The 22,721-nt window shown below is 60.1% G+C and carries 23 protein-coding genes; 11 read left to right on the top strand and 12 right to left on the bottom strand.

Annotated features, from left to right (window positions below):
- Positions 1-184 precede the first annotated feature (184 nt).
- A complete protein-coding gene (locus tag AC0J41_RS09885; protein ID WP_473015365.1) occupies positions 185-1,117 on the bottom strand; it encodes a LysR substrate-binding domain-containing protein in 933 nt (310 codons plus the stop codon).
- A 186-nt stretch (positions 1,118-1,303) separates the two neighbouring features.
- Here AC0J41_RS09885 and AC0J41_RS09880 point away from each other — a divergent pair, with 186 nt between their 5' ends.
- Together AC0J41_RS09880 and AC0J41_RS09875 are read left to right on the top strand one after the other, a co-directional pair.
- On the top strand, positions 1,304-2,482 hold the full coding sequence (locus AC0J41_RS09880; protein ID WP_473015364.1) for a hypothetical protein: 1,179 nt from the start codon (positions 1,304-1,306) through the stop codon (positions 2,480-2,482).
- 219 nt (positions 2,483-2,701) lie between these two features.
- Positions 2,702-3,577 carry a LysR substrate-binding domain-containing protein gene (locus AC0J41_RS09875; RefSeq protein WP_473015363.1) on the top strand — a complete coding sequence of 292 codons (876 nt, stop codon included), beginning with the start codon at positions 2,702-2,704 and terminating at the stop codon, positions 3,575-3,577.
- A 123-nt stretch (positions 3,578-3,700) separates the two neighbouring features.
- Here the strand turns inward: AC0J41_RS09875 and AC0J41_RS09870 are convergent, their stop codons facing one another.
- The 5 genes from AC0J41_RS09870 to AC0J41_RS09850 all read right to left on the bottom strand — a co-directional run bounded on the left by AC0J41_RS09870 (position 3,701) and on the right by AC0J41_RS09850 (position 8,876).
- The gene (locus AC0J41_RS09870; protein WP_473015362.1) at positions 3,701-5,065 is read right to left on the bottom strand and encodes an MFS transporter; all 1,365 of its coding nucleotides are present in this window, start codon (positions 5,063-5,065) and stop codon (positions 3,701-3,703) included.
- 156 nt (positions 5,066-5,221) lie between these two features.
- Entirely contained in the window at positions 5,222-6,655 is a 1,434-nt protein-coding gene (locus tag AC0J41_RS09865) for an NAD-dependent succinate-semialdehyde dehydrogenase (protein WP_473015360.1), read from the bottom strand.
- Positions 6,652-7,686, bottom strand: coding sequence for an aldo/keto reductase (locus tag AC0J41_RS09860; RefSeq protein WP_473015359.1), 1,035 nt, complete (start codon positions 7,684-7,686; stop codon positions 6,652-6,654). Before AC0J41_RS09860 ends, AC0J41_RS09865 begins: the two co-directional genes overlap by 4 nt.
- A gap of 10 nt (positions 7,687-7,696) precedes the next feature.
- A complete protein-coding gene (gene fae, locus AC0J41_RS09855) occupies positions 7,697-8,209 on the bottom strand; it encodes a formaldehyde-activating enzyme (protein WP_473015358.1) in 513 nt (170 codons plus the stop codon).
- Positions 8,210-8,540: 331 nt separating this feature from the next.
- A complete protein-coding gene (locus tag AC0J41_RS09850) occupies positions 8,541-8,876 on the bottom strand; it encodes a hypothetical protein (RefSeq protein WP_473015357.1) in 336 nt (111 codons plus the stop codon).
- Positions 8,877-9,063: 187 nt separating this feature from the next.
- Between AC0J41_RS09850 and AC0J41_RS09845 the strand changes: the two genes are divergently transcribed.
- The gene (locus tag AC0J41_RS09845; protein ID WP_025111521.1) at positions 9,064-9,303 is read left to right on the top strand and encodes a hypothetical protein; all 240 of its coding nucleotides are present in this window, start codon (positions 9,064-9,066) and stop codon (positions 9,301-9,303) included.
- Between the two features lie 60 nt (positions 9,304-9,363).
- On the opposite strand, the gene AC0J41_RS09840 is transcribed toward AC0J41_RS09845, so the two are convergent.
- A complete protein-coding gene (locus tag AC0J41_RS09840; protein ID WP_025111520.1) occupies positions 9,364-9,561 on the bottom strand; it encodes a hypothetical protein in 198 nt (65 codons plus the stop codon).
- Positions 9,562-9,773: 212 nt separating this feature from the next.
- Here AC0J41_RS09840 and AC0J41_RS09835 point away from each other — a divergent pair, with 212 nt between their 5' ends.
- A complete protein-coding gene (locus tag AC0J41_RS09835) occupies positions 9,774-10,136 on the top strand; it encodes an NUDIX hydrolase (protein ID WP_473015356.1) in 363 nt (120 codons plus the stop codon).
- 4 nt (positions 10,137-10,140) lie between these two features.
- On the opposite strand, the gene AC0J41_RS09830 is transcribed toward AC0J41_RS09835, so the two are convergent.
- The 3 genes from AC0J41_RS09830 to AC0J41_RS09820 all read right to left on the bottom strand — a co-directional run bounded on the left by AC0J41_RS09830 (position 10,141) and on the right by AC0J41_RS09820 (position 12,471).
- Positions 10,141-10,383, bottom strand: coding sequence for a DUF1652 domain-containing protein (locus tag AC0J41_RS09830; RefSeq protein ID WP_003225919.1), 243 nt, complete (start codon positions 10,381-10,383; stop codon positions 10,141-10,143).
- Positions 10,384-10,492: 109 nt separating this feature from the next.
- Positions 10,493-11,392 (bottom strand): polysaccharide deacetylase family protein, encoded by a 900-nt coding sequence (locus AC0J41_RS09825; protein ID WP_025111518.1) that lies wholly within the window; start codon positions 11,390-11,392, stop codon positions 10,493-10,495.
- 131 nt (positions 11,393-11,523) lie between these two features.
- Entirely contained in the window at positions 11,524-12,471 is a 948-nt protein-coding gene (locus AC0J41_RS09820; RefSeq protein ID WP_473015355.1) for an ABC transporter substrate-binding protein, read from the bottom strand.
- A gap of 292 nt (positions 12,472-12,763) precedes the next feature.
- On the opposite strand from AC0J41_RS09820, the gene AC0J41_RS09815 reads away from it, so the two are divergent.
- Together AC0J41_RS09815 and AC0J41_RS09810 are read left to right on the top strand one after the other, a co-directional pair.
- On the top strand, positions 12,764-13,750 hold the full coding sequence (locus tag AC0J41_RS09815; RefSeq protein WP_473015354.1) for an aliphatic sulfonate ABC transporter substrate-binding protein: 987 nt from the start codon (positions 12,764-12,766) through the stop codon (positions 13,748-13,750).
- 60 nt (positions 13,751-13,810) lie between these two features.
- The gene (locus tag AC0J41_RS09810; RefSeq protein ID WP_473015353.1) at positions 13,811-14,653 is read left to right on the top strand and encodes an ABC transporter permease; all 843 of its coding nucleotides are present in this window, start codon (positions 13,811-13,813) and stop codon (positions 14,651-14,653) included.
- A 3-nt stretch (positions 14,654-14,656) separates the two neighbouring features.
- On the opposite strand, the gene AC0J41_RS09805 is transcribed toward AC0J41_RS09810, so the two are convergent.
- Positions 14,657-14,995: an FKBP-type peptidyl-prolyl cis-trans isomerase gene (locus AC0J41_RS09805; protein WP_473015352.1), complete on the bottom strand. Its 339-nt coding sequence runs from the start codon at positions 14,993-14,995 to the stop codon at positions 14,657-14,659.
- 163 nt (positions 14,996-15,158) lie between these two features.
- Between AC0J41_RS09805 and AC0J41_RS09800 the strand changes: the two genes are divergently transcribed.
- Positions 15,159-16,238, top strand: a complete 1,080-nt coding sequence (locus tag AC0J41_RS09800; protein WP_025111513.1) for a sensor domain-containing diguanylate cyclase — start codon at positions 15,159-15,161, stop codon at positions 16,236-16,238.
- Between the two features lie 9 nt (positions 16,239-16,247).
- On the opposite strand, the gene AC0J41_RS09795 is transcribed toward AC0J41_RS09800, so the two are convergent.
- Positions 16,248-16,556, bottom strand: a complete 309-nt coding sequence (locus AC0J41_RS09795) for an RcnB family protein (protein ID WP_025111512.1) — start codon at positions 16,554-16,556, stop codon at positions 16,248-16,250.
- Positions 16,557-16,768: 212 nt separating this feature from the next.
- On the opposite strand from AC0J41_RS09795, the gene AC0J41_RS09790 reads away from it, so the two are divergent.
- From AC0J41_RS09790 to tcuC, 4 genes are all read left to right on the top strand, one after another.
- The gene (locus tag AC0J41_RS09790; protein WP_049828019.1) at positions 16,769-17,365 is read left to right on the top strand and encodes a LemA family protein; all 597 of its coding nucleotides are present in this window, start codon (positions 16,769-16,771) and stop codon (positions 17,363-17,365) included.
- Between the two features lie 25 nt (positions 17,366-17,390).
- The gene (locus AC0J41_RS09785; RefSeq protein ID WP_473015350.1) at positions 17,391-18,401 is read left to right on the top strand and encodes a M48 family metallopeptidase; all 1,011 of its coding nucleotides are present in this window, start codon (positions 17,391-17,393) and stop codon (positions 18,399-18,401) included.
- 58 nt (positions 18,402-18,459) lie between these two features.
- Positions 18,460-20,430 (top strand): M48 family metallopeptidase, encoded by a 1,971-nt coding sequence (locus AC0J41_RS09780; protein WP_473015349.1) that lies wholly within the window; start codon positions 18,460-18,462, stop codon positions 20,428-20,430.
- 989 nt (positions 20,431-21,419) lie between these two features.
- Positions 21,420-22,712, top strand: a complete 1,293-nt coding sequence (tcuC, locus tag AC0J41_RS09775; RefSeq protein ID WP_025111508.1) for an MFS transporter — start codon at positions 21,420-21,422, stop codon at positions 22,710-22,712.
- Positions 22,713-22,721: the final 9 nt, after the last annotated feature.

Below are 22,721 nucleotides of genomic sequence, written 5' to 3'. Positions count from 1 at the left end.
GGCGGGTTGAACAAACGATTTAAAGGGCGCTTAAACATTCGAAAAATGCAGGTTACCCTCGCGTGCGCAGAATCCTGTGTGGGAGCGGGCTTGCTCGCGAAAGCGGGGTGTCAGGCGTTGACGATGCAAGCTGACGCACCGCATTCGCGAGCAAGCCCGCTCCCACGAGGGGATTTGGGGTGGGTCAGGTTGCAGCGGTCGAGGGCTCGAGTTGGCGCTGCGCCAGCCAGATTTCCTCCTGCAGCCATTGCGCAAACACCTGCAACTGCGGCATCTCGGTCTGCTCCGGCCGGGTCACCAGCCAGTAGGACTGGTGCCCTTCCACGTGCACATTCAGCACTTGGGTCAACTGCCCGCTGGCCAACTCAGCGGCGACCATGTGCCAGTCGGCAATGGTGATCCCCAGCCCGTCGGTCGCGGCCCGAATCGCCAGGTCCAGCAGATCGAATTCGTAACCGCCCTGGGTATCGACTCCGCTGATGCGCGCCGCGTCCAGCCAGTGTTTCCAGGTCAGATAGCGCTGATCTTCCTTGGCCAGCACGTGCAGCAGCGTCAGGTGATTGAGGTCGATGCCCTGCTCGCCGCCCTCGCGGGCATACAACGACGGCGCGCACACCGCAATGTGCCGTTCCTGAATCAGCAGCGAACTGTCGAGGCCGTCCCATTCACCGTCGCCAAAACGGATCGCACAGTCGAGTGTGCTGGTTTCCGCCAGGCTGTCCTGCAAGCGCGTGGTGATGCTCAGTTCGAGTTCCGGGTGCTGCTCGCGCAAACGCCCCAGGCGCGGCATCAGCCAGCGACTGGTGAAGGTCGGCGGCGCGTTGATGTGCAACCGGTTGGAATGGGTTTTCTGCTGGATGCTGCGCACCGTCAGTTCGATCTTGTCGAACGACTGGTGCAGTGCCCGCAGCAGCACCTTGCCGGCGGCGGTCAGCTCCAGATGATGATGCCGGCGTTCCAGCAGGCTTTCACCGAGTTGTTCTTCCAGCTGCCGCACCTGACGGCTGACCGCACTCTGGGTGACGTTGAGCAACTCGGCGGCGCGGGTGAAACTGCCGGTGCTGCCGGCCACCTCGAACGCCTTGAGCGCGTTCAGGCCAGGCATTTTGCGTTTCATATCAAGGCACTCGAAAACCACTGACAAGGCGTAAAGCATCCCATGCCTGTGCCGGACTGTCCTACAGGGTTTTTTGAGTAACATGCATTCGATGCAGGTTTGCGCATCGTTTTTATCGTTTGTTCAACCTCCAGCGGATGGCAAAACTGCGCGGCATCTCTAATAAAAACAATCGAGAGCCGCTCCATGCCCTTCCCTGCATCCTTGCGCCTGCGCACCACGTCTATCGTTCTGTTCTGCAGCGTTGCCGCTCCGGCGATGGCGGTACAAGTCACCGACAACCTTGATCTTGGCGGCGCCATTCGTGCGCGCTGGGACGTGGACCCGGATCGCGACATTCAGAAGTTTGGCCTCGACACGGTCTTCCTCAGCGCCAAATACAATTCCGACAGCTGGATCGGCGAGGCGCAGTATCGCTTCTACGGTCGCTCCTACCCTTACCAGTACACGAAAAACTATGGCGACATTCAGTTCGCCAAGTTCGCCTGGGTCGGCTACAAGTTCAATCCGGACCAACAGGTACAAGTCGGCCTGAACAGTGTGCCGTTCGGCCTGCAGCCGTATTTCGGCAGCACTTTCTACGAAACCCTGGGCAACGTCATTGGCCTGGAAGACGTGCAACAGGTCGGCGCCAAATACATCCAGCAAAGCGGCGACTGGAATGTTCAGGCCGGTTACTACTTGCGTCCGGCGTGGCAAGGCAAAGGCACCAGCAAAGGCGTCACCTATTCCAGCGTGGTGTCCGGGGCTGACAGCTACGTGGCGGACGGCAGCGACAACCAGGAACGCAACACCGTGGTGCTGCGGGTGGCGAAAGCGCTGGAGCTGGGGCCGTGGAAATCCGAAGTGGGGATCTCCGGCCTGACCTCGACCTTGGAAAACAAGGACACCGACAACGATGGCCGGCGCAACGCCGTGGCCGTGCATTATCTGGGCAAAAATGGCCCGTGGGGCGTGCAGTTGCAGGCAGCACGCCAGCAGATGTCGCCGCGCAATGCCGGCACTGATGAGCGGGTGACCCTTGGCGGTTACGACGGCACTTACAACGTTGCCAGTCGCGGCAATCTGTACGTGGCGGATCTGAGTTACGACGTGGCTGGCAAATACCTGTTCGATCAGGTCAGCGGAATCAAGCTCTACGCCAACTACAGTGCCTTCGACAAATCCGCCAGCGGCTTCAAGACTTCTGAACGGATGATCCTCGGCAGCTCGTTTTCAGTGAGCAAATTGTGGGTCGCAACCGAGTGGTTGTTTGGCAGGAATGACCCGTACATCGGTGGCAGCAGTTACACCCAGAGCCTCGGTGCGGGTGGGCTGGATCAGTGGGAGAATCAGCTGTATGTGAACGTCGGTTACTACTTCTGATCCGGGATTTACCGCGCCTGAAAGTCAGCCTTCGCGAGCAAGCCCGCTCCCACCGGATGTGTGTCTGACACACATCCAATATGGGAGCGGGCTTGCTCGCGAAGGCGTCCTGCCAAACAACGCTTGCATCCGCCCCCTCACCAATAGTCAGATAACCCCTACCAACAAAACCTACAAAAACAAAACCGAGCCAAACGCTCGACCCGGAGTTCCACCTCCATGCGTCAACTGCCCTCGCTCAACACCCTGCGCGTGTTCGAAGAAGTCGCGCGGCATCGCAGTTTCAGTCAGGCCGCACTGGGCCTGAACGTCACCCAGGGCGCCGTCAGTCGCCAGATCAAACAACTCGAAGACTACCTCGGCGTCGCGCTGTTCGTGCGCACGCCGCAAGGCCTGTCACTGACCGAAGCCGGCAGCAACCTCAAACCGCATCTGGCCGAAGCTTTCGATCACATGGAGCGTGCGCTGCAAGCGGTGCGCGTGCCCAATCTGCGCCAACGCCTGCGCGTGCTCGCGCCACCGACCTGGGCCACGCGCTGGCTGTCGCCGCACCTGCGCGCGTTCTGCCAGCGCTACCCGGACATCAGCCTCAGCGTAACCAATCAGGCCAGCCACGACAGCCTCGCCGAGATCGATTGCCACATCCGTTTCGGCCTCGCAGCGGCCACCCATTGCGCCAGCCAACTGCTGGTGATGGAACGCCACATCGCCGTTGCCAGCCCGGAGCTGTTCGACGGCGAGCAAGCACCGGATCTGCGGCAATTTCCATTGCTGCACATTCTCCACGACGGCAAGCGCTTGAAGGTCTGGGAAAACTGGCTGGCAGCCATGGGACGCGATGACATCGATGCTGCCCGAGGTCTGGAATTCAGCACCCTGGACCAGGTGATTCACACCGCATTGGCCGGCGGCGGGCTGGCGGTGATCGACCGGCAGATGATCGAAAAGGAACTGGCTAACGGCAGCCTGTTGCCGATCACCCCGATTGAAGTAATCGGCCCGTATGGCTACTGGCTGGACGTGGCGAATGACAAGCAGGGCTTGTCGAAAGTGAAGCTGTTCACCGACTGGCTGAGCCTGGTGAGCAACCCCTGACACCGCAAAACCAATGTGGGAGCGGGCTTGCTCGCGAAGGCGGCAGATCAGTTGAAATCAATGTCGACTGACACACCGCTTTCGCGAGCAAGCCCGCTCCCACAGTTTTTAGGGGGCAGGCCGTTAGATCGGGGTGGCGATTTTGGTCACGGTGATGACGCTTCCCTCCACCGGACTTTGCGCCTTGCACGCCTGGCTCAGTGTCAGCGACTTGGTCTCCGGCGCCCACGCCCATGACAGCCATGCGCCAATCGCCAGGATCGCCGCGAGAATGCCCATGGTCGGGCTCAGGCCGATCCCCGCCACACTCACCGGCAGCAGAAAGGTGCTGACCGCCGAGCCCAAACGGCTGACTGCCGTGGCCAGGCCAATGCCGCTGGCACGCACTTCGGTCGGGAAACTCTCCGCCGGGAACACCCCGACCAGATTGCTCACCGCCGACAGCACCAGGGTGAACACACCGAACACCAGCACCATCAGCCACGCTGCGCTACCCGGCAGCACCGCCAGCAGGAACAGCGCCACCGCGAGGATGATGAACGAGTTGATCAGGAAGCCGCGACGGCTGAACCTGATCGTGCACCAGATACCGATCAAGGCGCCGAGGATCAGCAACAGGTTGAGCATCAGTTCAGTGCCGAAACCTTCGGCCAGGCCCATCTTCTGCAGGATCGACGGCAGGAACGTGTAGATCGCGAAGTACGGCATCACGATGCAGACGAAAAACAGGCAGTTGAACGCCGTGCGTTTGCGGTACTCGCGGCTGAACAGTACCGCATAGCCGGAGCGGGTTTGCGTGGTGCGGGTTTCGTCCAGTTCGACATTGTCGCCCAGATGCTTTTTGACGATCGCCCGCGCCTCGGCGATGCGCCCCTGGTTGACCAGCCAGCGCGGTGATTCCGGGGTGCCGATGCGCGCGATCAGAATCAATGCCGCCGGGATCGCCGACGACGCAAGCATCCAGCGCCAGGCATCGTCGCCGAGGCTGAGCATGGCGGTGCCGACGAAGGTTGCGGCAACGTAACCGAAGGTCCAGATCACGCTGAACGAACCGAGCAGTACGCCGCGATGTTTCTTCGGCGAGAACTCGGCGAGCATCGCGTGTCCGACACTGAAATCACCGCCCAGGCCAATGCCGATCAATACCCGGCAGAGAAACAGGCTCATCGCGCTTTCGACGTAGAACTGCATCACCGAGGCGATCGTGATCAGCACGAAGCTGACGAGGAAAATCTTCTGCCGGCCGACCTTGTCCGAGATCCAGCCGAAAAACAGACTGCCGAGAAACAGTCCGATCAACGCCGACGCGCCGATCAATCCCTGCCAGAACGCATCCAGGTGCATCTGCGGGCTGAGCAAGGTAAACGCAATGCCGATCAGGCCGAGGATGTAGCCGTCGGTGAAGTGCGCGCCGAAGGTCAGCCCGGCGATCTTGATATGAAACCGGCCGATGGGCAGGTCGTCGATTTTTACTGGTTGAGCGGACATGTTCGTCTCCAATTGTTGTTATTGACGGAGAAACGGATTGCTCTTGCTTCTTCTGTAGGAGTGAGCCTGCTCGCGATAGCAGTGTGTCAGTCAAAGCCGTATTGCCTGATGCACCGTCATCGCGAGCAGGCTCACTCCTACAAGGGGTGGTGGGGTTCAGAGACCGCCCATCAACAGGTATTTGATCTCCAGATAGTCATCCAGACCGTACTTCGAACCTTCGCGCCCCAGGCCCGATTCCTTGATGCCACCGAACGGCGCCACTTCCGTGGAAATGATCCCTTCGTTGATCCCGACCATCCCGGCTTCAAGGCCTTCGGCCATGCGCCAGACCCGGCCGATGTCGCGGCTGTAGAAATACGCCGACAAACCGAATGGCGTGTCGTTGGCCCGCGCCAGCACTTCGGCCTCATCCTTGAAGCGGAAGCACGCGGCTACCGGCCCAAAGGTTTCGTCCTGGGCGATCAGCATGTCGCCGTTGACCTCGGTGAGGATGGTCGGCTCATAGAAGGTGCCGCCGAGAGCGTGGCGACGACCGCCACACAGCAACGTGGCGCCCTTCGCCAGCGCATCGCTGACATGGCTTTCGACCTTGGCCAGCGCGGCGGTGTTGATCAGCGGACCTTGCTCGGTCTCACCCTCGAGCGCGCTGCCGACGCGCATCGCGGCGACTGCTTCGGCAAGCTTGCCGGTGAAGGCCTCGTAGACGCTGTCCTGAACAAAGAAGCGATTCACGCACACACAAGTCTGCCCGGTATTGCGGAATTTCGAGGCCATCGCGCCTTTGACCGCGGCGTCCAGATCGGCATCGTCGAAGACAATGAACGGCGCGTTGCCACCCAGTTCCAGCGAGACTTTCTTCAGGGTGTCGGCAGCCTGACGCATGAGCAGTTTGCCGGTGCGCGTGGAGCCGGTGAACGACAGTTTGCGCACGACGCTTGAGGCTTGCAGCGCACCGCCAATCGCCACTGCATCGCCGGAAACGATGTTGAACACACCCGCTGGAATCCCTGCCTGCTCAGCTAACACTGCCAGGGCAAATGCCGACAGCGGGGTCTCCTCCGACGGTTTGAGAATCATTGTGCAGCCCGCCGCCAGCGCCGGGCCGACCTTGCGGGTGACCATCGCCAACGGGAAGTTCCACGGGGTGATCGCCGCGACCACGCCGATGGCTTCCTTGACCACGATGATCCGCGCATCGGCCTTGTGGCTCGGGATCACGTCGCCGTAGGCGCGCTTGGCTTCCTCGCCGAACCACTCGAGAAAACTCGCGGCGTAGACCACCTCGCCCATGGCTTCGGCCAGCGGTTTGCCCTGTTCGCGACTGAGCAATGTCGCCAGGTCCTTCTGGTGGGCGAGCATCAGATCGCTCCAGCGTTTCAGGCGCTGGCTACGCTCCTTGGCGGTGAGTTTGCGCCACGCCGGCAGGGCACGGTTGGCGGCATCGATGGCCAGATTGGTTTGCTCGGCGCCAGCCTTTTGCACGTCGGCAATCAGTTCGCCGTTGGCCGGGTTGCGCACCGCGTAGGTCGCACCGCCCTGCCCCCACTGACCATCGATGAAATTGCCGTGACGGATCAACTCGCTCATGCCACCGCCCCCTGCAAGGTGAACCGCTCAAGCCCCGGGCGTGCCGTGCGCAGGATGCGCTTGCCGGCGGTGTAGTCGTTGATCACATCGCACGGGGTGTAATTGCGCTCCAACTCGTGCAGCTCATCGGCATCCAGCCTGGTTTCCAGCGCCGCCAGCGCACTGTCGAACTGCGCGGTGGTATCGGCGCCGACCAGCATGCAATCGACCCCCGGATGGTTGGCCACCCACGCCTGGGCAATCTGCGCATTCGACACGCCACGGGCGCGGGCCACGCGCTGCACTGAGTGGGCGATTTCGAACGAGGCTTCGTCGCTGTACATCTGCTGGGTGAAGAAGTCGGTCTGGTTGCGGGTCGACTGCACGTCGCCAGTCAGCAGGCCACGGGCCAGCGGGCTGAACACCGAGACGCCGATGCCCTGATCGCGACAGAACGGAATCATCTCGCGCTCTTCTTCGCGGTAAGCGCAGTTCAGCTGCAATTGCATATTGATCGGCTTGACCCAGCCATTGCGTTCGCAGGCCATGAGGATCTTCGCCAACTGCCCGGTGAGCATGGTCGACACGCCGATATAACGGGCCTTGCCGGAGCGCACGATGTCGTTCAGCGCCGACATGGTTTCTTCGACCGGGGTGTTCACATCGAAGTAATGCAGCATGAACACGTCGACGTAATCCATGTTCAGGCGTTTCAGCGAGGCGTCGATGCTGTCCATGATGTGCTTGCGCGAATGGCCGCTGGCGTTGATCCCGCTGCGGGTGCCGTAACCGACCTTGGTGGTGATCACCAGGTCCTCGCGGCGAGCCAGGCGCTTGACGATGCGCCCCACCACTTCCTCGCCGACACCGGCGGAATAGAAGTCCGCCAGGTCGATGAAGTTCACACCCTTGCCCAGCGCGTGGGCGACGATCGGCTCGCTCTGTTTTTCATTGAAGATCCACGGTTTCCAGTCCGGCGTGCCCATGTTCATGGTGCCCAGGCACAGACGGGAAACCTGCAGGCCGGAGTGGCCCAAACGAATGTATTGCATGGCGCGGACCTCAGGCTTTTGGCGTGTAGAAAGGGTTGCTGATGTGATTGACCACATCGGCCAGCTGCGCGGTTTGCGGCTTGCCGGTCAGGGCGGCGCGGATCGCGGTGCAACAGGCGTTGTAGTTGTTCAGGTAGACCGCATCGAGGTCGTCGCAGGCCGGGTTGACCCAGTTGGCGGTGACAATCGCCCACTCGTCCTCGGCTTCCGGCGGCAAGGTGCCGTCGAGCAGCGCTTCGAGCACGGCTTTGGCGATCCCGGCCTGCGACGCGCCCCAGGTGGCATTGCCGTGCAGGTCGCTGCTGATCGCGGCCTTGTTCACATACAGGGTCATCGGCTTGACCGGAATGTTCGGCTGGGCGATCACCATGAATGGGCAATGGCCCTGACTCGGCGACGCCAGGCTGTTGGCGAACGCCTGTCCGGCCGGGCCATTGCGCGGGCCGATCAGGATATTGATGTGTGCGGCGTTCAAGCCCGGGCCTTCGAAACCTTCACCGATGTACAGGTCGAGTTCTTTCATCAGTCATTACTCTTTTGCGCTGCGAGGGATGGTCGATAGCTCACGCGGGCCGAATGGCCGGTGCGCTCAATAACGGGCGTAGGGAGATGTGGCGAGGGAAACGGGACATGGCTGCAAACGCTCTCTGGTTGTTATTGATGAGCTGTGTTTGCGATTTTTTAACACCGGGGTTTGCGCGGGCTGTAACCATTAAAAATCATGGGGCCATGAGTTTTGGTCATAGCCTTCGGGCGCAACATCGCGGCCTGAGCAAAAAGCCAAAAAAAAACAGAAACCGGTGATCCGGTTTCTGCTTTTTTTGGCGGCGGGCTTTTGCAGCTGAGGCTGGGTTTTACAGGCAGTCACGCACCGATTTGCGCAACGACCCGGACTTGGCCCATGGCGGCCCTTGGTACAGCGAAACCCGGCTGCCGTCCTTGTACTTGATGATGTCGAGAATCTCGTCAGCAGTAACGATGCTGGGCGCAGTGATCCGATAACCGTTGGAGATCGCCGTCTGCGTGGTCTTCGGAATGTCCTTCTGCCACAACGGCAACAGGCACGCGGCATAGTCTTTAGGCGCCTTGGTGCTGGTCTTGCTGAGATTCGGCTCACCCGGTACCAGTGACGCCGGCAACGAGCAACCTGCAAGCAATGCCAACGCCAAACTCCCGATCCATATCCGCATGGTGTTTCCCTGATCTGAAAAAAAGCGAATGTAACGTGTAACTGGGTGCACATCCATCGTGGCACCACGCCCACAGGGGAAATTGGACAAATATTTACATCCATTGCGTCCGGTGGCAGACGAGCTGTGCACCCTCGATGAAAAAATACGGCTACTCTTTTCTACCGAGAATGTTCCGGAGGTGATCATGCGGCTCAATGAATACGAACACGAACTTCAGCGCGACCTGCAAGCCGTTGCATCGGACCTGAGGTGGTCGGCGGTCGACCTCAAGCGCATTGCCGAACAACTGCGCAAGAGCGGCAATGAAGCGGATGCCCAGGCAGTGCTCAGGTCTTGCGAGGTGCTGCAAAGCGATGAAGAGCGGCTGCAGTTGTATGCCAGGGAAGTAAAGACGCGCACCATCAGCCGAAGCAAAGTCCACTGACAGCGCCCGCCCCTCAACAGAAGCCCCGGCAATCACCGGGGCTCTTTCGTTACATTTGCGTCAACTTGTGGTGTGACTTCGCGCCCGCGCCGAGCGTTGTTTGTAACCCGGCAACGCGGCGGCGTAAGCCAGCGCCTCTTCTCTGCTACCAAACGACGCAAGGCGGTCGCCCTGGGTACAAACCCGCCATGGGCCGTTGTTCACGCTGAGTACGTCGTAGCCGTTCATGTGCATCTTGTTCAGTACAGGAATGCTCATGGGTACCTCCTTTTCTGCCGGCGATTGATTCAGCCATACCTTTTTACCTTACACCCAGCTGCTGCCGGTGTGCCGACCGAGTGTCGCGCCAGCGTTCCGGCACTTTTTGCTCGACCGGGCAATCCAAGATCCCACGGAACCTCTGGTTTGCGGCCCGGCTCGAATATTGCAGATTTATTTCATCTATGTGACACGCAGTAAACAGGTAACAGATGAAAGTACGTGCAACCGTCATTTGCGAGCAGGATCGACACATCCTCCTGGTGCGCAAACCCAGATGTCGCTGGACCTTGCCGGGTGGCAAGGTGGAGCCCGGGGAAAGCAAAGCCACCGCAGCAACGCGCGAGCTGCAGGAAGAAACCGCACTGGAGGCGGAACAGATGCTTTATCTGATGGAGTTGCGCAGCGGCAGCACCCAGCATCATGTCTACGAGGCGTCAGTGCTGAACCTCGAACAGTTGCGCCCGCAAAACGAGATCACCGAATGCATCTGGCATCCGCTGGACGCCGTGCAGAATCTGCCCACCAGCGAAGCGACGCTGCGCATCGTGCAGGCATTTCAGCGACGCTTGTGAGGTTTCAACCGGCGAACGCTCGGCGTCCGGCGCTCATTTCCGTGCGCAATTCGCCGATGAAGTTGGAAATATCGCGGATCGTCACCAGGTGTTCCGGCGACACACCATTGAGCAACAACTCGACCCGTCCGGAGTCAGGCTCATAAACCTTGATCCGCAACAGTCCCTGCTCCACTTGGGTGCATTCGCATTCAAGCGACGGAAAGCCGGATTCGACTATCCGGCAAATGTCGGCAATGGCTAGCATGGGCGCACGCCTCGCAGGCGATGAGTCGGTCGACCCGTTTAGCATAGATGAGGCTTCGCCGACCTGCCGCCCCGGCAATTGCCAACCCGATCACATTTCTGGCGCAGCCTCAGTGCGCATCATGATCCCAGATCCAGTTCCACATCCCCGGCAGTTGCACCGGCTCCGAACTTTGCTGAACCGTACGCGCCAGCGCCGCTTTCTGCAACGCCGCATGATCATCGTAAAACGGCTTGTCCGCCAACCTCACGCCAGTGGCTGCGGCACTGTCGAGGAGGATTTGCAGGTACTCGCGGGTATGGCGTGCGGTATAGCGGTTGAGGTCATGAAAGGTCACCACCACCGGAATCACCCCGTCCACGGTCGGAAATTCCCCGAGGGCAATCCGCTCGCGGACTTCCGACAGCTGCCGCAACATGTTCGCCCGACGCCTGGGGCTGGCGTTGAAGCCCCAGATCTTGCCGTCGTTGGCGCTCAAATCGGTCAATAACACGTGCAGGCCGTGCTGTTGATAGGCCGCGAACGTGCGTTTGTCGTAATTCCAGAATGGCGGCCGCAGCAGGATTGGCGCCGCCCCGGTGATCGCGGCGATATCTGCACTGCCGTTGGTCAACGACTGCTCCAGTTCCTGCGGGTCGAGCGAGCGATGGTTGGTGTGCCAATGAGTGGCCGTGTGAAACCCCAGGATGTGCCCTTCGGCGTGCTCGCGGCGCATGATGCCGCGGCCGATCTCACTGTTGCCGGCACGGGGCGCGCGGGTCTGGACGAAGAACACCGCTTTGATGTCCGGTTGCACCGGGTTGACCTTGAGGCTGTCGAGCACCGTCGCCGACGGGTTCCAGAAGCTCGAAGCGCTCGGGCCGTCATCGAACGTCAGCAGAAACCGCACCGGCGCCTGGGATTCGAGACGGGTGGCGGTTTGCGCGGTCATCTCGATGGGCGCCGCTATGCAGCCGGCCAGCCCGAGCGCGATGGCCGCAGCACAGAGAAAGTTGAAAGCGTATTTCATGTTTTGCCTTGCGCCTGACCGTTGCGGCCCTGTTGTCGACTGGCAAAACTCCCTCGCCCTGATCCATCCCTGCGCCCGGCTGTTCGAGCCAGGTTTGGATAGGGTACACAGGCTTTGGTTCCGGCGCTCGTTCAGTCAGCCAGTGCCTGCTGAAACGAGGTGTCGATGATCCCGGCGGTGGCCAGTGGCGCCGGCAATGCCTTGACCTTGAACAGAAAGTCCGCGGTGCTTTGCAGGTCTGCTGCGGCCTGTTGATCCACTGGCCCGACCGTCATGTGCGCCTGACGCAACCAGTGGCGTGACACCTGCTGATCGAGGTTGGCTTTCTTCGCCCAGAGATCTGCGTATTCGTCGGTATGGCTGTCGACCCAGGCTCGTGCCTGCTTCAAACGTCCGAGAAAATCGGTGATCGCTGCGCGTTTACTGTCGATTGATGGCGCCGACGCCGCAATGGCGCTGAGGCCCGGCATCAGGTTCTTCGCGGTGAGAATCGGTCGCGCACCGGAAAACACGATTTGCTGGGATATGTACGGCTCCCACACCGGGAAGGCGTCGATACTGCCTTGCGGCAACGCAGCCGCCGCATCGATCGGCATCAGCTTGACGAACTCGACGTAATTTTCCGGCAGACCGCCCTGCTCCAGCGCACGCAAGGTCAATTGCTGGCTCCAGGCCCCGGGCCAATAAGCGACTTTCTTGCCTTTCAGATCGGCGATGGTTTTCACCGGCGAATCTCTCGGCACCAGCAACGCGATGGTGTCCGGGTTCTGCCGCGATACACCGATGAGCTTCACCGGCGCCTGTTTGGCGGCGAGAAACAGAAAACCGGAATCGCCGAGAAAGCCCAGATCCAGCGAACCGGTCTGCAACGCCTCGGCCAATGGCGCAGCCGCCTGGAAATGCTTCCAGTCAACGCTGTAAGGCGCGTCTTTCAACACCCCGGACGCTTCTATCGAGGCGCGGATGTTGTAGTAATTCTGATCACCGACGTGCAGGACCAATGGCTCAGCGGCGTAGGCCAGCGGAGTGGCGAACAGTCCGGCAATCAGGGTGGTACGGAGGAAACGGGAGAGCTTCATGGCGGGTCCTGCAATGGATTTTGCATAGACCATAACGCTCTTGATCAGTCATTTTTAAATTCGATTAATGCATAAGCTCAGTACCCTGAATGCTCGCTGTCCGTTACGCAACAGCCCCTCGTCACACTGTTGCTCCAGCAACAGCTGAACACCAGCAAACCTGGCAATCCTCCCGTAAACACGGGCTCAGACACACATGGCACAGAGCCTGCAATATTCCATTGATGCAGGACGCAGCCGTTAAAAATATATTTTCGGACATAAAAACAGTGCTTTTGCCGGAGCGCCCCCCATGACATCGTTCTTACCGTTTTCCCGTCTCAAAACGCTGCTGGTCGCCAGCGCCATGGCGCTGGGCCTGCAACCGCTGGCCCACGCCACCGAAGCCGCGCCCGCCGAGGTTCATCTGGATTACGCCTATTACTCCCCCGTGAGCCTGGTGCTCAAGCATTTTGGCTTCCTCGAAAAAGCCCTGCCTCAGACCAAAGTCAGTTGGGTGCTCAGCCAGGGCAGTAACCGTTCGCTGGAATACCTGAACAGCGGCGGCGTCGATTTCGCCTCCAGCGCCAGCCTCGCTGCCGTACTGAGCCGCGCCAACGGCAGCCCGATCAAATCGGTCTACGTCTACAGCCGCGCCGAATGGACCGCGTTGGTGGTGCGAAAAGACTCGCCGTACCAGAGCGTTGCCGACCTCAAAGGCAAGAAAATCGCCGCCACCAAGGGCACCGATCCTTACCTGTTCACCCTGCGCAGTCTGCAACAGGCCGGGCTGAAAAAAGACGACGTGGAGTTGGTACACCTGCAGCATCCGGACGGCCGCACCGCGCTGGAAAAGGGTGATGTCGACGCCTGGGCAGGCCTTGACCCGCACATGGCGGCCAGCCAAGTCCAGGCCGGTTCGCGCCTGCTGTATCGCAACCCGGCGTTCAACAGTTATGGCGTGGTCAGCGTCACCGAGCAGTACGCCAAGGAGCATCCGCAAACCATCGCCAGCGTGATCAAAGCCTACGAACAGGCGCGGGAATGGGCATTGAAAAACCCGGATGAGTTCGCCGCCCTGCTCGCCAAGGAGTCCGGCCTGCCGCTGGACGTGGCCAAGCTGCAACTGTCGCGCACCGACCTGAGCAGTCCGCAACTGACCGCCAAGGATGTGCAGGCCTCCAAGGCAGCGGCGCCGATTCTGGTTTCCGAGGAGCTGGTACGGCGTGGGGGGAATGTCGATCAAGTCATCGATCAGTTGCTCGACAGCGGTGTGCAGCAAGCCGTCGCCCGACAGTAATCGATCAGACTCACCGCGAACCTGCGCCTGACGCGGTTTCGCGGTGAACGGAGCCCACGTATGACCACACGCAGTAATGAACTGCCCGCACCTCGGCGCCTGTCGAAGACGCGTCCTTCCCCGCTCAATCCAACCTGGCGACGGCGCTTGAAAGGCCTGGCCCTGCCGCTGCTGATCGTAGTCGCACTGGAGTTCATCGTGCGCATCGGCTGGCTGCCGTCCTACCAAATGCCCGCCCCGAGCGAGATCGCCCTGACCCTCACCGACCTCGCCGAAGGCGCTTTGTGGAAGCACATTGGTGCCAGCCTGACTCGCGTGTTGCTCGGGTTTGCGATCGGCGCCAGCCTGGCACTGGTGTTTGCCGCCTGGGTCGGTCTGAGCCGTGAGGCCGAAGCGTATCTGGAGCCGACGTTCGCCGCCCTGCGTTCCATCCCGAGCCTGGCCTGGGTGCCGCTGTTGCTGCTGTGGCTGGGCATCGATGAAACCTCCAAAGTCGTGCTGATCGCCATCGGCGCGTTCTTTCCGGTCTACGTCAACGTGGTCGCGGCGATTCGCAACATTGATCGAAAACTGGTGGAGGTCGGGCACATTTATGGCTTCAGCCACCTGCAACTGGTTCGGCGAATTCTGTTGCCGGCCGCCCTGCCCGGTCTGTTCACCGGGCTGCGCAGCGGCATGAGCCTGGCGTGGATGTTTCTGGTGGCCGCCGAACTGATCGCCGCGACCAAGGGTCTGGGCTATCTGCTCAGCGATGGGCGTGAAACCTCGCGACCGGACATCGTGCTGGCGGCCATCATCGTGCTCGCCCTGCTCGGCAAACTCAGCGACGGGTTGCTTGCGGGGCTGGAGCGCCGCTGGCTGGCCTGGCGCGACACGTTCTCAGGTCAAGAGGCGAAGGCGTGATCCTCAATCGTCCCGCGTCAAAACCTCGAGCAACTCGATCTCGAACAGCAGATTCGAATTCGGCGGGATCTTGCCCATCGTCCGCTCGCCATAACCCAAGTGCGCGGGCACCAGCAGCTTGCGCTTGCCGCCCACCTGCATGCCCATGAGTCCCTGATCCCAGCCCTTGATCACCCTTCCAGTGCCAATCACGCACTGGAACGGTTTGCCACGACTGTGGGAAGAATCGAACTCGCTGCCGTCTTCCAGCCAACCGGTGTAATGAGTGGTGATCAGCGCGCCTCTGACGGCGGCCTTGCCCTCGCCCACCTGGAGATCGATTACCTGCAGTTCATCATTCATAACATTCACTCTATTGTTCAGCTGGCGGCCGTTTTCCCAGAATTGTCGGTGATTGGCAACCCGCAAGCGCAGATCAACGCTGTATCCGAAGTGAGTGACCAAGCATTAACATAGCAAACCGCCATTACTTCTCGGATCGACTCCTCATGCTGGCAGCGCCCCAATGATTCAGCTCTGGATCGGCCTTGCCATTGGCGTCGTCATGCTTGCTGTGATTGCCGTGCTGGTTTTGCGCGAACGCGACTTGCGCCGGCAGTTAGCCGAATACCGAGAACTGCTGGCCCGCGCCGCCGAAGGCAGAAACATCCATCAGGATCACGACGCCGAGCGCTTCAAGCGCAGCCAGTATTTTGCGCGGATCGGCACCTGGGATTGGGAAGTCGACACCGATCGACTGTACTGGTCGGACGCGATCTACGGCATGTTCGGGTTCAAGATCGGCGAGATCACTCCGTCCTATGCGCTGTTCTGTTCCTGCGTGCACCCGGACGATCGCCTGCGCGTGCGCGACGGCGAGTTGCGTTGCCTGGAAACCGGCGAAAACCACGACGAGGAGTACCGCGTGGTCTGGCCCGATGGCACGATTCGCTGGCTGCGGGAGACTGGTAACGTGGTGCGCAACGACCACGATGCGGTCATCAAAATGATGGGCGTGGTGCGCGACATCACCGAAGAAAAAGCCTCGGCCAGTTACCTCAAGCACCTCGCCCACTACGACCCGTTGACCGGACTGCCCAATCGACTGGTGCTGGAAGAGCGCCTGGCCGAAGCACTGGACCAGGCGCGACAAACCAACACTCGCGTGGCACTGGTGTTCGTCGACCTGAACGGTTTCAAAAACATCAACGACCACTACGGCCACGCCGCTGGCGACCGCGTCTTGATCACCACCGCCACCCGCCTCAAACGCATCCTGCGCGCCACCGACACCGTCGCGCGCATCGGCGGCGACGAGTTCGTGGTGATCCTGCAAGGCCTGGCGCCGAGCCTCAATCTGCAAGACGAAGCCCGCCGCATCTGCCAGAAGATTTTCATCGAATTGTCGCCACCGATCGGCATCGGCAACGACCAGCGCCACATCGGTACCAGCCTTGGGGTGGCGGTGTTTCCCGACCATGCGCCAACCATGGATCGGCTGCTGCACATTGCCGATCTGGCGATGTATGAAGCCAAGCGCAGTGGGAACAATCAGTATCGGTTGGGCGGCGAAAGCCCTGCACGAGTGCATGTGCAGGGCCTTTGAGCCCGGTGCTTAACGCTCGACTGGTTGCATCTGGACGATGGTGCCGTTGGTGATCATGACCATCACGTACTTGTCGTTGATTTGCACCCACTGCGCCTGTTCGATCGGTGCTTTCAAGCCTTTCTGTTTCCAGTTTTTCAAGGCTTTGTCGCTGCGCTGATAAATGTCTGGAGCCCGGTCGTTGACCTTCAATTCACGGTCGCTGGTCGGGGACTGGACAGCAGGTTCGCTTGAGGTTTGCGCCGCTTGAACAAGTGGACTGATCCCGGCAATGCCGGCGACGAGGGCCAGGCTGGCGATTAGGGTTTTGCTGTTCATCGGTGAACCTCCTTCAGATGTGTGATACCTGAACTCCGACTGCGGAGTCACAGAATCATTCCTTGTTTTTTTGCCTGGGCTGGCCGGGAGAGTGTAGTTGGCAGACAGGCCGTTTTCGCGAGCCAGCCCGCGCCCACAGGATCCGGGCTCAACCGCGTGTTTTTGCGCTAACATGCCGCGCAAAATCCCGCCGAGTGAACAAGGACATCACCGTGAACACCTATCTTGTCGTCAATCTGGTTTTGCTCGGACTCTGCGCGCTCTATTGCGTGTACCTGTTCAATGCGCTGGTTGCCCGGCGCAATGAAATCAAAAACGCCTTTGCCCAGGTTGAAGTCCAGCTCAAGCGCCGCTACGACCTGATCCCCAATCTGGTAGCGGTTGCCAAAGGCTACCTTGCCCACGAGCGTGAAACCCTCGAAGCGGTGATTGCAGCGCGCAATGCCGCAGTGGTCGGGCTCGAGGCTGCACAGGCGCAGCCGGGCAGCGCAAAAAACATCGAACAGTTGGGCCTGGCGGACAGCACCCTCAGCAGCGCTTTGAGTCGGCTGAATGTGACGCTGGAGGCTTATCCCGACCTCAAGTCTTCGCAAAACATGCAACAACTCAGCGAAGAGTTGAGCAGCACTGAAAACAGGGTCAGTTTTGCGCGCCAGGCCTACAACGATGCGGTAATGGCCTACAACACGCTCAAGCAGGGCTTTCCGGCCTTGCTGCTGGCCCCCGGATTCGGTCACGGCAGCGACGCGGCGCCGTTGAAATTCGCCGACACGCTGGCAATCAAAGTCGCCCCCAAAGTTTCTTTCTGACCCCTCTCTGCCCACGGACGGCCTCATGAATTTCTTCCAACAACAACGCCAGGCGCGTCACCAGACCGCTTTGCTCGTCGCGCTGATGATCATCGCAGTGCTCTGCCTGATCACCCTTGCCAGTCTGCCATTTGTCATCGGCGTCCTTGATAACCAGCATGACAGCGAGGCCAGGACCAAAGCCCTGCACACCACAGCCGTGGTCGCCCTGATCGTTTCGGGCATCGTGTTGCTCGGCAGTCTGTTCAAGTATTTTCAACTGTTGGGCGGCGGCAAAGTGATCGCGGAAAAGCTTGGCGGGCGTCCGGTCAACGACGACGTGCGCACAGCGGATGAGCGTCGACTGATGAATGTGGTCGAGGAAATGGCGCTGGCCTCCGGCGTCGCCATACCGGCGGTGTATCTGCTGCCCGACGAAACCATCAATGCATTCGCAGCGGGTTTCACCCCCAAGGATGCGGTGATCGGCGTCACCCAGGGCGCGATATCGCTGCTGACGCGCGAGGAACTGCAAGGGGTGATCGCTCACGAGTTCAGCCATATCTACAACGGTGACATGCTCCTCAATACCCGCTTGGTGGCGACTGTCCACGGGATTCTGGTGGTGGGTCTGGCCGGCGCCTATTTGCTGTTTGGTCTGACCAGGTCGAAGAAAAGCAAAAAGAACGATGACGGATATCTTTTGCTGCTGCTGGGGTTCATGGGCGTGGTGTTGTGCGTGGCCGGTTTCATCGGCAGCTTCTTTGCCAACGTGATCAAGGCTGCCGTGAGCCGACAGCGCGAATACCTCGCTGATGCCAGCGCCGTGCAATTCACCCGCAACCCACAAGGCATTGCCGGCGCGCTGAAAAAAATCGGCAGCCAGGGCTCGACCCTGAGTTCGCCACGGGCCAAAGAATTCAGCCACCTGTATTTCAGCGCCGGCTCGACGACATTCTTCAAGAGTCTGTTCGCCACCCATCCTGACTTGAGTGAGCGCATCCGGCGGATCGATCCGCAATGGGACGGCCAGTTTACGTTACCGCCCGCGCAGTAACCGCCTGCACACCTGAGCACGATGCCTCAGGCGCACTCGACAATTTCAGGACATTACGATGAATTTCTTCCAGCAACAGCGCCAGGCCAAGCGCCGCACCGTGTATCTCATTTTCTTGATGTTCATGGCAGTACTCAGTCTGATCGCAATGTCGTGTGTGCTGATGACCATCCCGGTCGAGGATGGCAGCGGTAACGTCCTGATGGATTTGAAGCTCGATCGGCAGTTGGTCATGACCGTATCGGCGGTGGTCGTCAGCATCGTGCTGCTGGGCAGTCTGACCAAGCTTGCGGATTTGTCAGAAGGCGGCAAAGTGGTTGCGCGACGCCTCGACGGGCGCGTGATCAACCACAGCGCACAGACGCTGGAAGAGCAGCGATTGATGAACGTGGTGGAAGAAATGGCCATCGCCTCCGGAACCGCCGTGCCCACGGTGTACTTGCTGCCCGATCTGGGCATCAACGCCTTCGCGGCGGGACTCACGCCACAGGACGCCGTCATCGGCGTCACCCAAGGCGCAATCAGTGTGCTGACCCGTGACGAGCTCCAAGGGGTGATCGCCCATGAGTTCAGTCATATCTATAACGGTGACATGCGCCTCAACACCCGACTGATTGCCATCGTCCACGGGATCATGGTTCTCGGGTTGACCGGCAGCTATATCCTGGAAGGCACAGAACAGGTCGGCAAAACCCCGCTGCAGCGCAGTAAGTTCGTCGCGATACCGATGTTGATTGGTTTTGTACTGTTGTTTGTGGGTATCGCGGGGACGATTTTTGGCAATCTGATCAAATCTGCAATCAGTCGACAGCGTGAATTCCTCGCCGATGCAACTGCTGTGCAATACACCCGCGACCCGCAAAGCATCGCCGGTGCGTTGAAGAAAATTGGCGGTTATGAATTGGGCGCAACCATCAGTTCCGCGCGCGCGGAGGAATACAGCCACTTGTACTTCGGACCGGGTTACTCGAACACCGACTCGACGGCTTCCCATCCTGATCTGCAGGAGCGAATTCGCCGAGTCGATGCGCAATGGGACGGCAGCTTCATCAAAATCGCAGCAGCGCAAACCGAGACGCAGTCCACCGCCAGACCGCCCCTACCGGAGGCGTTCGGCGGTGTTCCCGCTGCGGCCAAGTCGGTGCTTTACGATATGAATGCAGTTCAGGCTTCTGTTGCGGCCATGGGTGCCCCGCAAAAAGAACACCTGATGGAAGCTCGCCGTGTGCTGGAAGACATTGAGCAAACGCTCAAATCCGCAGCCCGCAACATTGAGGGCGCACAGGCCATTGTTTATGGGCTGCTGCTGTCACGTTCCGGTTCCCTGCAAGGGGCTCAACTTGATGCACTGCGGCGGGAAATCGACGAGAGTGTGTTTGATGCCGTGGGTCTGTTGCGTGAACCGCTAGCGCAGCTCAATCCCGGCCTGCGTCTGCCATTGCTTGATCTGGCGATTCCAAGCCTGCAACAGCTGGACAAAAAATCGTTTGCCAAGGTCAAGCGCAACCTGAATCTACTGATCGACGCCGATAACGAAACCGAGTTGCTGGAGTGGACGCTGCTGCGCATCGTCGAACGCAATGTCGAGGGCGCGCCAGCGGTACAGTTCAAATTCGGCCTGTTCCAGTGCGCCGAACAACTGCTGGTGCTGTTGAATGCGCTGGCGCGCGCCGGTCAGCAGAATCAGCAAGTGGCGTTACAGGCGCTGCATTTTGCCTGGGAGGAATTGCCGTTCGAGCGACCGTTGGAATTGCCTGTCGAGCTTGAGGATCTGCAAGGGCTCGAAGCCTCAATCAAACGCCTGCGTCACCTGATGCCCGAGGAGCGCCCCGCCCTGCTCAATGCCATGACCCGGTGTGTGATGCATGACGGGGTGATCACTGTGGCGGAGGCCGAGTTGTTTCGTGCGGTGGCGGATCTGCTCGATTGCCCGCTACCACCCTTCCTGGTCACACCACCCGAAACGCAAACCAGCAAGAAAGAAATTGCAGGCGAAGAAGCCAGACAATCCAGCATTGGCGTTGCCTGACACACCGCTTTCGCGAGCAAGCCCGCTCCCACAGGGCCCAGTGGCGTTAACGAGATTTGCAGACAACCCACAAACCTGTGGGAGCGAGCCTGCTCGCGAAGAGGCCGGCACATCCAATATTTTCTTCGCCTGATACACCGCTTTCGCGAGCAAGCCCGCTCCCACAGGGCCCAGCGGCGTTAACAAGATTTGCAGACAACCCACAAACCTGTGGGAGCGAGCCTGCTCGCGAAGAGGCCGGCACATCCAATATTTTCTTCGCCTGATACACCGCTTTCGCGAGCAAGCCCGCTCCCACAGGGCCCAGCGGCGTTAACAAGATTTGCAGACAACCCACAAACCTGTGGAAGCGAGCCTGCTCGCGAAGAGGCCGGCACATCCAATATTTTCTTCGCCTGATACACCGCTTTCGCGAGCAAGCCCGCTCCCACAGGGCCCAGTGGCGTTAACAAGATTTGCGGACAACCCACTAACTTGTGGGAGCGAGCCTGCTCGCGAAGAGGCCGGCACATCCAATATTTTCTTCGCCTGATACACCGCTTTCGCGAGCAAGCCCGCTCCCACAGGGCCCAGTGGCGTTAACAAGATTTGCAGTCAAACCACTAACTTGTGGGAACGGGCTTGCTCGCGAAGAGGCCGGTACATCCAATATTTTCTTCGCCTGATACACCGCTTTCGCGAGCAAGCCCGCTCCCACAGGGCCCAGTGGCGTTAACAAGATTTGCAGACAACCCACTGACTTGTGGGAACGGGCTTGCTCGCGAAGAGGCCGGCACATCCAATATTTTCTTCGCCTGATACACCGCTTTCGCGAGCAAGCCCGCTCCCACAGGTGCGGTGGTAATTCAGAGGATTGATCCACTTGGCGCATCAATCCATACCAATAATGCAATTAACATCCGGTTACACCTGCGCCACTATCCGCCGCAATAACAACCGTGCGCCGCTTCCACGTCGCGCACGTCATAAAAGCGGTGGAGTTCTTTTCTATGACAGCCTCAATCCCTCACGGCGGCTCGCGGGCCGGCGCCATTTTCCGGGTGACCTCGGGCAATTTCCTCGAACAGTTCGACTTCTTTCTGTTCGGTTTCTACGCCACGCAGATCGCGGCGGTGTTCTTCCCGGCGAGCAGTGAGTTCGCTTCCCTGATGATGACGTTTGCCGTGTTCGGCGCAGGCTTTCTGATGCGCCCGCTGGGGGCTATCGTGCTTGGCGCCTACATCGATGATGTCGGTCGGCGCAAAGGGCTGATCGTCACCCTGTCGATCATGGCCAGCGGCACGATCCTGATCGTGCTGGTGCCCGGGTACGAAACCATCGGTCTGTTCGCTCCGGCGCTGGTGTTGATCGGGCGGCTGTTGCAAGGCTTCTCCGCCGGTGCGGAACTGGGCGGGGTTTCGGTGTACCTCTCGGAGATCGCCACCCCGGGCCGCAAGGGCTTTTTCACAGCCTGGCAGTCGGCCAGTCAGCAAGTGGCGATCATTGTCGCCGCTGCGCTGGGCTATGCGCTGAATGCGTGGATGGCCCCCAATGTGATTGCTGATTGGGGCTGGCGGATTCCGTTTTTCGTCGGTTGCATGATCGTGCCGTTCATCTTTCTGCTGCGCCGTAACCTGGCGGAAACCGAGGAGTTCGCCGCACGCAAACACCGCCCGAGCATGGGCGAAGTTTTCCGCACCCTCGGCCAGAACTGGGTGGTGGTGCTTGGCGGCATGCTGATGGTCGCACTGACCACTACCGCGTTTTACCTGATCACCGTCTACGCGCCGACCTTCGGCAAAACCGTGCTGCACCTGAGCACCTCCGATGCGCTGCTGGTGACCTTGCTGGTGGGTGTGTCGAACTTCTTCTGGCTGCCGATTGGCGGCATGTTGTCCGACCGTATCGGCCGGCGTCCAGTGCTGATCACCATGTCGCTGCTGGCCCTGGCCACCACGTATCCGGCGCTGTCATACCTGGTGCAGGCGCCGAGCTTCAGCCACATGTTGCTGTCGCTGCTGTGGCTGTCGTTCATTTACGGCATGTACAACGGCGCAATGATTCCGGCGCTCACCGAGATCATGCCGGTGGAAGTGCGGGTGGCCGGTTTCTCTCTCGCTTACAGCCTGGCGACCGCAATTTTCGGCGGCTTCACCCCGGCGATGTCGACCTTCCTGATCCAGTACACCGGTGACAAGGCCGCGCCCGGTTACTGGATGAGCGTCGGCGCACTGTGTGCGTTGTGCGCCACGTTGTACCTCTATCGCCGCGCAGGCGGCCGGTTGCAACCGGTTGCCGCATAAGGAGCAATC

It is taken from the genome of Pseudomonas sp. Arb-4-2C, from assembly GCF_055755015.1.
Note: the sequence above shows the minus strand (reverse complement) of the source record. Positions and strands in the feature narration are given on the sequence as shown.

Excerpts from the sequence above, each read along its gene's own strand:
- AC0J41_RS09885 (WP_473015365.1), bottom strand. The coding sequence starts at position 1,117 with ATGAAACGCAAAATGCCTGGCCTGAACGCGCTCAAGGCGTTCGAGGTG.
- AC0J41_RS09880 (WP_473015364.1), top strand. The coding sequence starts at position 1,304 with ATGCCCTTCCCTGCATCCTTGCGCCTGCGCACCACGTCTATCGTTCTG.
- AC0J41_RS09875 (WP_473015363.1), top strand. The coding sequence starts at position 2,702 with ATGCGTCAACTGCCCTCGCTCAACACCCTGCGCGTGTTCGAAGAAGTC.
- AC0J41_RS09870 (WP_473015362.1), bottom strand. The coding sequence starts at position 5,065 with ATGTCCGCTCAACCAGTAAAAATCGACGACCTGCCCATCGGCCGGTTT.
- AC0J41_RS09865 (WP_473015360.1), bottom strand. The coding sequence starts at position 6,655 with ATGAGCGAGTTGATCCGTCACGGCAATTTCATCGATGGTCAGTGGGGG.
- AC0J41_RS09860 (WP_473015359.1), bottom strand. The coding sequence starts at position 7,686 with ATGCAATACATTCGTTTGGGCCACTCCGGCCTGCAGGTTTCCCGTCTG.
- fae (WP_473015358.1), bottom strand. The coding sequence starts at position 8,209 with ATGAAAGAACTCGACCTGTACATCGGTGAAGGTTTCGAAGGCCCGGGC.
- AC0J41_RS09850 (WP_473015357.1), bottom strand. The coding sequence starts at position 8,876 with ATGCGGATATGGATCGGGAGTTTGGCGTTGGCATTGCTTGCAGGTTGC.
- AC0J41_RS09845 (WP_025111521.1), top strand. The coding sequence starts at position 9,064 with ATGCGGCTCAATGAATACGAACACGAACTTCAGCGCGACCTGCAAGCC.
- AC0J41_RS09840 (WP_025111520.1), bottom strand. The coding sequence starts at position 9,561 with ATGAGCATTCCTGTACTGAACAAGATGCACATGAACGGCTACGACGTA.
- AC0J41_RS09835 (WP_473015356.1), top strand. The coding sequence starts at position 9,774 with ATGAAAGTACGTGCAACCGTCATTTGCGAGCAGGATCGACACATCCTC.
- AC0J41_RS09830 (WP_003225919.1), bottom strand. The coding sequence starts at position 10,383 with ATGCTAGCCATTGCCGACATTTGCCGGATAGTCGAATCCGGCTTTCCG.
- AC0J41_RS09825 (WP_025111518.1), bottom strand. The coding sequence starts at position 11,392 with ATGAAATACGCTTTCAACTTTCTCTGTGCTGCGGCCATCGCGCTCGGG.
- AC0J41_RS09820 (WP_473015355.1), bottom strand. The coding sequence starts at position 12,471 with ATGAAGCTCTCCCGTTTCCTCCGTACCACCCTGATTGCCGGACTGTTC.
- AC0J41_RS09815 (WP_473015354.1), top strand. The coding sequence starts at position 12,764 with ATGACATCGTTCTTACCGTTTTCCCGTCTCAAAACGCTGCTGGTCGCC.
- AC0J41_RS09810 (WP_473015353.1), top strand. The coding sequence starts at position 13,811 with ATGACCACACGCAGTAATGAACTGCCCGCACCTCGGCGCCTGTCGAAG.
- AC0J41_RS09805 (WP_473015352.1), bottom strand. The coding sequence starts at position 14,995 with ATGAATGATGAACTGCAGGTAATCGATCTCCAGGTGGGCGAGGGCAAG.
- AC0J41_RS09800 (WP_025111513.1), top strand. The coding sequence starts at position 15,159 with ATGATTCAGCTCTGGATCGGCCTTGCCATTGGCGTCGTCATGCTTGCT.
- AC0J41_RS09795 (WP_025111512.1), bottom strand. The coding sequence starts at position 16,556 with ATGAACAGCAAAACCCTAATCGCCAGCCTGGCCCTCGTCGCCGGCATT.
- AC0J41_RS09785 (WP_473015350.1), top strand. The coding sequence starts at position 17,391 with ATGAATTTCTTCCAACAACAACGCCAGGCGCGTCACCAGACCGCTTTG.
- AC0J41_RS09780 (WP_473015349.1), top strand. The coding sequence starts at position 18,460 with ATGAATTTCTTCCAGCAACAGCGCCAGGCCAAGCGCCGCACCGTGTAT.
- tcuC (WP_025111508.1), top strand. The coding sequence starts at position 21,420 with ATGACAGCCTCAATCCCTCACGGCGGCTCGCGGGCCGGCGCCATTTTC.